General features: G+C 65.9%; 3 protein-coding genes and 1 pseudogene. All 4 read right to left on the reverse strand.

The window, feature by feature from the left end; all coding sequences use genetic code 11:
• Positions 1–144 (reverse strand): annotated as a pseudogene (locus AC2VOK_RS00620) (deoxyribonuclease IV); the annotation flags it as partial.
• Positions 145–243: 99 nt separating this feature from the next.
• Positions 244–4,194: a DNA-directed RNA polymerase subunit beta' gene (locus tag AC2VOK_RS00625; protein ID WP_428898747.1), complete on the reverse strand. Its 3,951-nt coding sequence runs from the start codon at positions 4,192–4,194 to the stop codon at positions 244–246.
• A gap of 40 nt (positions 4,195–4,234) precedes the next feature.
• Positions 4,235–7,771 (reverse strand): DNA-directed RNA polymerase subunit beta, encoded by a 3,537-nt coding sequence (gene rpoB / locus AC2VOK_RS00630; protein WP_428898748.1) that lies wholly within the window; start codon positions 7,769–7,771, stop codon positions 4,235–4,237.
• Positions 7,772–8,173: 402 nt separating this feature from the next.
• Positions 8,174–8,971, reverse strand: a 798-nt coding sequence (locus AC2VOK_RS00635; RefSeq protein ID WP_428898749.1) for an ABC transporter ATP-binding protein, incomplete at its 5' end; no start/stop codon positions are given.

The raw sequence follows: 8,971 nt of genomic DNA on the forward strand, positions 1-8,971 counted from the left end.
GGCCCTGAGCGTTGCCGCGTCGTCGCGCGGCTTGGGCGCCTTCCAGCTCTTGGGGTTGCCGAGAAAGATCTGCACCACGTCCGCGCCCTCGGCCGCTGCCGCGGCCAACGGGTCCGTCGGGCTGACATGCGAACCGATGAGCACGTCGGCCAGTGTATTGAGCCCTACCGGCGCCGAGAGTCACGCCAGCGTGACGTCGGGACACGACGGCCACGCTGACGTGACGCTCGGCGTAACGCCTGACTACCGGTAGTCGCTGTACCCGTAGTCGTCCAGCGGAACCGCGGCGCCGGCGGCCTGGCCGAAGTCCGGGCTGTAGTACTGGTCCTCGTAGGACGGGATGGTGTACGCCGCCGCCCGGGCCTCCTCGGTGGGCTGCACCGCGATGTTGCGGTAGCGGTTGATGCCCGTACCGGCCGGGATCAGCTTCCCGATGATCACGTTCTCCTTCAGACCCTGCAGCTTGTCGCTGCGGCAGTTGATCGCCGCGTCGGTCAGCACCCGCGTGGTTTCCTGGAAGGACGCCGCAGAAAGCCACGAGTCGGTGGCCAGGCTCGCCTTCGTGATACCCATCAGCACCGGGCGGCCGGCCGCGGGCTCGGCGCCCTCGGCCACCACCCGGCGGTTCTCCGCCTCGAACTCCGCACGGTCGATCAGCGAGCCGGGCAGGAACTCCGTCGCGCCCGAGTCGATGATGGTGACGCGGCGCAGCATCTGCCGGACGATCACCTCGATGTGCTTGTCGTGGATCGACACACCCTGAGCGCGGTAGACCTCCTGGACCTCGCGGACCAGGTGGATCTGCACCTGGCGGGGGCCCTGCACGCGCAGCACCTCGTGCGGGTCGGCCGAGCCTTCCATGAGCTGCTGGCCCACCTCGACGTGGTCGCCGTCGGACAGCACTCGCTCGGAACCGTCCTCGTGCTTGAACACCCGCAGACGCTGCCGCTTGGAGAGCTTGTCGTAGACGACCTCCTCGCCGCCGTCGTCGGGGACGAGGCTGATCTTGTAGAAGCGCTCACCGTCCTCGAGATGGACCCGCCCCGTGACGTCGGCGATCGGCGCCTTGCCGCGCGGCACCCGCGCCTCGAACAACTCCTGCACCCGGGGCAGACCGCCGGTGATGTCCTCACCCACCCCACCCTGGTGGAAGGTGCGCATGGTCAGCTGGGTCCCGGGCTCGCCGATGGACTGGGCGGCCACGATCCCGACAGCTTCCCCGATGTCGACCAGCTTGCCGGTCGCCATGGACCGCCCGTAACACGTCGCGCACACACCGGTGCCGGTGGTGCACGTCAGCACCGAGCGCACCTTGACCGACGTGATGCCCGCCGCCAGCAGGGCGTCGATCGACGGGTCGCCGAGGTCCTCGCCGCGGGCGACGACGACGTTGCCGGCCTCGTCGAGGGCATCGGCGCCCAGCGTCCGCGCGTAGGCGGAGGTTTCGATGTACGGGTCGCGGATCAGCGTTCCGTCCGGCTGGCGCTCGGCCAGCTCGACAACGATGCCGCGCTCGGTCTGGCAGTCGTGCTCTCGCACGATGACGTCCTGGCTGACGTCCACCAGACGACGGGTCAGGTAACCGGAGTCAGCGGTGCGCAACGCGGTGTCCGCCAAGCCCTTTCGGGCACCGTGGGTGTTGATGAAGTACTCCAGCACGGTCAGCCCCTCACGGAAGGACGACTTGACCGGACGCGGGATGAACTCACCCTTGGGATTGGTCACCAGACCCTTCATGCCGGCCAGCGTTCGGGTCTGAGTGAAGTTACCCGTGGCGCCCGAGTCGACGATCGTGATGATCGGGTTGTCGCTGGGGTAGTGCTCGCGAAGCGCCTGCCCGACCTCGTCGGTGGCTTCCTTCCAGATCTCCACCAGCGCCTCGTTGCGCTCGTCGTGGTTCAGAGCACCACGCTGGAACTGCTTTTCGAGCTTGTCGGCGCGCTCCTCGTAATGGTCGAGGATCTCCTTCTTGCGCGGCGGCACCAGCACGTCGGCCATCGAGACCGTGACGCCACTTCGGGTCGCCCAGTAGAAGCCGGCGTCCTTGAGCTTGTCGACGGTCTGCGCGACCACGATCATCGGGAAGCGCTCGGCCAGGTCGTTGATGATTGCGGCCTGCACCTTCTTGTGCATCTGCTTGTTCACGAACGGATAGCCGTGCGGCAGCAGTTCGTTGAACAGCACGCGGCCCAACGTGGTCTCGGCGGTCCAGGCATCGCCCGACCGCCAGCCGTTGACGCCGAACAACTCGGCCTCGACCTCGGCCGGCGGACGCAGCTGCGTCAACCGCACCTTGATCTTGGCCCGCACCGACAGCACGCCGCGGTCGAACGCCATGATGGCCTCGGCCGGCGAGGAGTACACGCCCACCTCCGGACGGTCCTTCGCAGCCGCAACGTGTTCGCCGGCGTCGCCGTCGATCTCGGTGGTCAAGAAGTACAGCCCGGTCACCATGTCCAGTCGCGGCATGGCCAGCGGGCGGCCGGACGCCGGCGACAGGATGTTGTTGGACGACAGCATCAGGATGCGCGCCTCGGCCTGCGCCTCGGCACTCAGCGGCAGGTGTACGGCCATCTGGTCGCCGTCGAAGTCGGCGTTGAACGCCTCACACACCAACGGGTGCAGCTGAATCGCCTTGCCTTCCACCAGCATCGGCTCAAAAGCCTGGATGCCCAGGCGGTGCAGCGTGGGCGCGCGGTTCAGCAGCACCGGGTGCTCGGCGATGACCTCTTCGAGCACGTCCCACACCTGCGGACGCTGACGCTCCACCATCCGTTTGGCGCTCTTGATGTTCTGCGCGTGGTTGAGGTCGACGAGCCGCTTCATCACGAACGGCTTGAACAGCTCCAGCGCCATCAGCTTGGGCAGACCGCACTGGTGCAGCTTGAGCTGCGGGCCGACCACGATGACACTGCGGCCCGAGTAGTCGACGCGCTTGCCGAGCAGGTTCTGACGGAACCGGCCCTGTTTGCCTTTGAGCAAGTCGCTCAGCGACTTCAGCGGGCGGTTGCCCGGCCCGGTGACCGGGCGGCCGCGGCGGCCGTTGTCGAACAGCGCGTCGACGGACTCCTGCAGCATCCGCTTCTCGTTGTTGACGATGATCTCGGGCGCACCGAGGTCGATCAGCCTTTTGAGCCGGTTGTTGCGATTGATCACCCGTCGGTAGAGGTCGTTGAGGTCCGACGTGGCGAACCGGCCACCGTCGAGCTGCACCATCGGGCGCAGCTCCGGCGGGATCACCGGCACCGCGTCGAGCACCATACCCATCGGCGAGTTGCCCGACTGCTGGAACGCCGCGACCACCTTGAGCCGCTTGAGGGCGCGAAGCTTCTTCTGCCCCTTACCGTTTCGGATGACATCCCGCAGGATTTCGGCTTCGGCGTCGATGTCGAAGTTCTCCATCAGCTTCTGGATCGACTCCGCACCCATCGCGCCCGTGAAGTACTCGCCGTAGCGGTCGACGATCTCACGGTAGAGGTTCTCGTCGACGATCAGCTGCTTGGGTGCCAGCTTGGTGAAGGTGTTCCAGATCTCCTCCAGCCGGTCCAGCTCACGCTGGGTACGGTCACGGAGCTGACGCATCTCCCGCTCGCCGCCGTCGCGCACCTTGCGCCGCGCGTCGGCTTTGGCGCCCTCGGCCTCCAGCTCGGCCAGGTCGGCCTCGAGCTTCTGTGCCCGCGCCTCGAGGTCGGCGTCACGCTGGTCCTCGACGGCCTTGCGCTCCACCATCATCTCGGCCTCGAGCGTCGACAACTCGTTGTGCCGCATTTCGTCGTCGACCGAGGTGATCACATAGGCCGCGAAGTAGATGATCTTCTCGAGATCCTTCGGGGCCAGGTCGAGCAGGTAACCCAACCGCGACGGCACGCCCTTGAAGTACCAGATGTGCGTGACGGGCGCGGCCAGCTCGATGTGGCCCATCCGCTCCCGACGCACCTTGGCGCGGGTCACCTCGACGCCGCAGCGCTCACAGATGATGCCCTTGAAGCGGACGCGCTTGTACTTGCCGCAGTAGCACTCCCAGTCGCGAGTCGGTCCGAAGATCTTCTCGCAGAACAGGCCGTCCTTCTCCGGCTTCAGCGTCCGGTAGTTGATCGTCTCCGGCTTTTTGACCTCGCCGTAAGACCATTGCCTGATGTCCTCCGCGGTGGCCAGACCGATGCGGAGTTCATCGAAGAAGTTGACGTCGAGCACGTAACTCCCTTTCCCCTTGCGGGATTAATTACCGACTTGGTTACGCAAAATCCTCAACAGATGCGGATTCGTTGCGCGACAGGTTGATTCCCAGATTCGCCGCGGCCCGCTCCAGATCTTCGTCCTCGCCTTCGCGCAGCTCGATCGCCGCACCGTCGGACGACAGCACCTCGACGTTGAGGCACAGCGACTGCAGCTCCTTGAGCAGCACCTTGAACGACTCGGGGATGCCGGGTTCGGGAATGTTCTCGCCCTTGACGATCGCCTCGTAGACCTTGACCCGGCCGACGGTGTCGTCGGATTTGATGGTCAACAACTCCTGCAGCGTGTAGGCGGCGCCGTAGGCCTGCATGGCCCAGCACTCCATCTCGCCGAACCGCTGACCACCGAACTGAGCCTTACCGCCCAACGGCTGCTGGGTGATCATCGAATACGGGCCGGTGGAGCGGGCGTGGATCTTGTCGTCCACCAAATGGTGCAGCTTCATGATGTACATGTAGCCGACCGTCACCGGGTACGGGAACGGCTCGCCGCTGCGCCCGTCGAACAACCTCGCCTTGCCGTCACCGTCGACCAGCACTTCACCGTCGCGGTTGGGCAGCGTGGACGAGAGTAGGCCCTGCAGCTCCTCCTCCTTGGCGCCGTCGAAAACCGGGGTCGCGACGATCTGGTCGGGCTCGGCGTGCAGCAACTCCTCGGGCAGGTTGACCGCCCAGGAGGGCGAACCCTCGATATTCCAGCCGGACTTGGCTACCCACCCGAGGTGGGTCTCCAGGATCTGGCCGATGTTCATCCGTCGCGGCACCCCGTGGGTGTTGAGGATGATGTCCACCGGGGTTCCGTCGGGCAGGAACGGCATGTCCTCGGCCGCCAGGATCTTGCCGATGACGCCCTTGTTGCCATGCCGTCCGGCCAGCTTGTCGCCGTCGGAGATCTTCCGCTTCTGGGCCACGTAGACACGCACCAGCTCGTTGACACCCGCGGCCAGCTCGTCGTCGTCCTCCCGGGAGAACACCCGGATGCCGATCACCTTGCCGGACTCGCCGTGCGGCACCTTCAGCGAGGTGTCGCGGACCTCCCGGGCCTTCTCCCCGAAGATCGCGCGCAGCAGGCGCTCCTCGGGAGTCAGCTCGGTCTCCCCCTTCGGGGTGACCTTGCCGACCAGGATGTCGCCGTCGCGGACCTCGGCGCCGATGCGGACGATGCCGCGCTCGTCGAGGTCGGCGAGCACCTCGTCGGAGACGTTCGGGATGTCCCGGGTGATCTCCTCGGCGCCCAGCTTGGTGTCACGGGCGTCGATCTCGTGCTCCTCGATGTGGATCGAGGTCAGCACGTCCTCCTCGACGAGGCGGTTGGACAGGATGATCGCGTCCTCGTAGTTGTGACCCTCCCACGGCATGATGGCCACCAGCAGGTTCTTGCCGAGCGCCATTTCGCCGTTCTCGGTGCACGGACCGTCGGCCAGCACCTGGCCGGCCTCGACCCGGTCGCCGGCGTCCACGATCGGCGACTGGTTGGCGCACGTGCCGTGGTTGGATCGCGCGAACTTGCGCATCCGGTAGGTGTGCCGGGTGCCGTCGTCGGCCATCACGGTGATGTAGTCGGCGGAAACCTCCTCGATCACCCCGGCCTTCTCGGCGACGACGACATCGCCGGCGTCGATCGCCGCGCGCAATTCCATGCCGGTGCCCACCAGCGGCGCCTCGCTGCGCACCAGCGGAACCGCCTGGCGCTGCATGTTGGCGCCCATCAGGGCACGGTTGGCGTCGTCGTGCTCGAGGAACGGGATCATCGCGGTCGCCACCGACACCATCTGGCGCGGCGAGACGTCCATGTAGTCCACCTCGGACGAGGCGACGTACTCCACCTCGCCGGCCTTACGCCGCACCAGCACCCGCGACTCGACGAACCGGCCCTTGTTCTCACCCTCGTCGGCGATCGGCGAGTTGGCCTGGGCGACGACGTGACGGTCTTCCTCGTCGGCGGTCAGGTAGTGGATCTCGTCGGTGACCACACCGTCGACGACCTTGCGGTACGGCGTCTCGATGAACCCGAACGGGTTGACCCGGGCGTACACCGACAGCGACCCGATCAGGCCGATGTTGGGGCCTTCCGGGGTCTCGATCGGGCACATCCGGCCGTAGTGCGACGGGTGTACGTCCCGGACCTCGAGGCCCGCACGCTCACGGGACAGACCGCCCGGTCCCAGCGCCGACAGGCGGCGCTTGTGCGTCAGACCCGACAGCGGATTGTTCTGGTCCATGAACTGCGACAGCTGGCTGGTGCCGAAGAACTCCTTGATCGCGGCGACCACCGGCCGGATGTTGATCAGGGTCTGCGGCGTGATCGCCTCGACGTCCTGGGTGGTCATCCGCTCGCGGACCACGCGCTCCATCCGGGACATGCCGACCCGGATCTGGTTCTGGATCAGCTCGCCCACCGTGCGCAACCGGCGGTTGCCGAAGTGGTCGATGTCGTCGGTTTCCACCGGCACCTCGACCCCGCCCGGGACGGTCATGACCGCGGGCTGGCCATCCTGAGCGGCGTGGTGCAGGCGCACCAGGTACTCGATCGTGGCGACGACGTCCTCTTGGGTCAGCGTGGTCGACGACGTCTGGGCCGGCTGGGCGCTGAGCCCCAGCTTCTTGTTGACCTTGTAGCGGCCGACGCGGGCCAGGTCGTAGCGCTTCTCCTTGAAGAACAGGTTCTCCAGCAGGTTCTGCGCGGACTCCTTGGTCGGGGGTTCGCCCGGACGCAGCTTGCGGTAGATGTCCAGTAGCGCCTCGTCGGTGCCGGCGGTGCTGTCCTTCTCCAGCGTCGACATCATGATCTCGGAGAAACCGAACCGCTCGGTGATTTGCTCGCTGGTCCAGCCCAGCGCCTTGAGCAGCACGGTGACGGGCTGGCGGCGCTTGCGGTCGATGCGCACCCCGACGGTGTCACGCTTGTCGACGTCGAACTCCAGCCACGCACCCCGGCTCGGGATCACCTTGACGCTGTGCAGCAGCTTCTCGGTCGACTTGTCGATGGTCTCGTCGAAATACACACCGGGTGAGCGCACCAACTGGCTGACCACCACGCGCTCGGTCCCGTTGATGATGAAAGTGCCCTTCTCGGTCATCATCGGGAAGTCGCCCATGAACACCGTCTGGCTCTTGATCTCGCCGGTGTTGTTGTTGATGAACTCGGCCGTGACGAACAGCGGGGCCGCGTACGTCATGTCCTTGTCTTTGCACTCGTCGACCGGCGCCTTGACCTCGTCGAAGCGCGGGTCGGAGAACGACAGCGACATCGAGCCGGAGAAGTCCTCGATCGGCGACAGCTCGTAGAGCACCTCTTCGAGGCCGCCCACCGGCTTGCCCTCACCCCGGGCGAGAGCCGACTCCCGCCACCGCGGCGATCCGATCAGCCACTCGAACGAGTCTGTCTGAACGTCGAGCAGCCCCGGAACCTCGAGAGGTTCGCGCAGCTTGGCGAAGGAGATTCGGTCTGGCGCCCCGGGCACGGAGCCGTTCGAGGAACTTCCCTGCGAGGAACTTTGTGGGCGATCCGTCTTGTTCTGGCGGAAACCTGCCAAGATGCATCCTTCCAGCACCTCATGCGACTCACGTGGAACCGGCAGCCACCGGAACTGTTTGCCGCGACATTGTGTCGGTTATGCCGGCAAACGAACTGTCCGGATCTCACGCACGCAACTAGACAGTTGAGCCGCAGAGGGCGACTCAACCTAGAACCACAATGTCAGTGGCGGGTGAGGTGGGCAGGAGGTAGCCAGCGCAACGTCCAACAATAGCGCAGGGTCGATCATTCCTCAACTGCCCATCAATCCCAGCCCTTCGGGACATCGGCGCTGGCTGGCATCTCGACTTTCCCGTGGACACATACTGACCAACAGATTGACCCGTTTGGGCCTCGTCGTCAAGGGGGCGAGGCGGCAAGTTGCGGCGAATTCTCGGCGAACCCGGCCGTGCCCTGCCCCTCAGCCGCCGAACTCGTGCGATTGGTATCTGTGGGTTCCCTCCAGGTCGTCAAGGATCGCGGCCTGAGCCTTCTTGGGCAGCGTGTGCAGCATCTCGCGCACCCGGGCCTGGCGACGTGACACCGCCTTGCGCTCCGGCATGCCGGGGGACGCCACGATCTGCGGCGGGACACCCTCGATCTCCTCCACGCCGCCGGCGTGCTGGCCGGCTTCGAACGCGGCCTGCTCCTCGGCCATGGTGGCCTCGTCCTTCTCCTCGGACATGCCGATGGGCCCGATCCGACGGCCGTTGAGGAACTGCCGCACGACCGGCTCGTCGCTGGTCAGCAGTACTTCCCGAGGCCCGAACATGACCAGCTTGCGGCGGAACAACATGCCCATGTTGTCCGGGACGGTGCGAGCGATGTTGATGTTGTGCGTCACGATCAGCACGGTGGCGTCGATTTGGGCGTTGATGTCCAGGATCAGCTGGCTCAGGTATGCGGTTCGCACCGGGTCCAGACCCGAGTCCGGCTCGTCGCACAGGATGATCTGGGGGTCGAGCACCAGTGCCCGAGCCAGGCTGGCGCGCTTGCGCATACCGCCGGAGATCTCGCCGGGGAACTTCTTCTCGTCGCCGCCCAAGCCCACCAGCGAAAGCTTCTCCATGACGATGTCACGGATTTCGCTTTCTTTCTTCTTGGTGTGCTCACGCAGGGGGAACGCCGCGTTGTCGAACAGGTTCATCGACCCGAACAGCGCACCGTCCTGGAACATCACGCCGAACAGCGTGCGGATCTCGTACAGCTCGCGCGCCGA

The sequence above is a fragment of the Mycobacterium sp. TH-M116 genome (assembly GCF_057473685.1).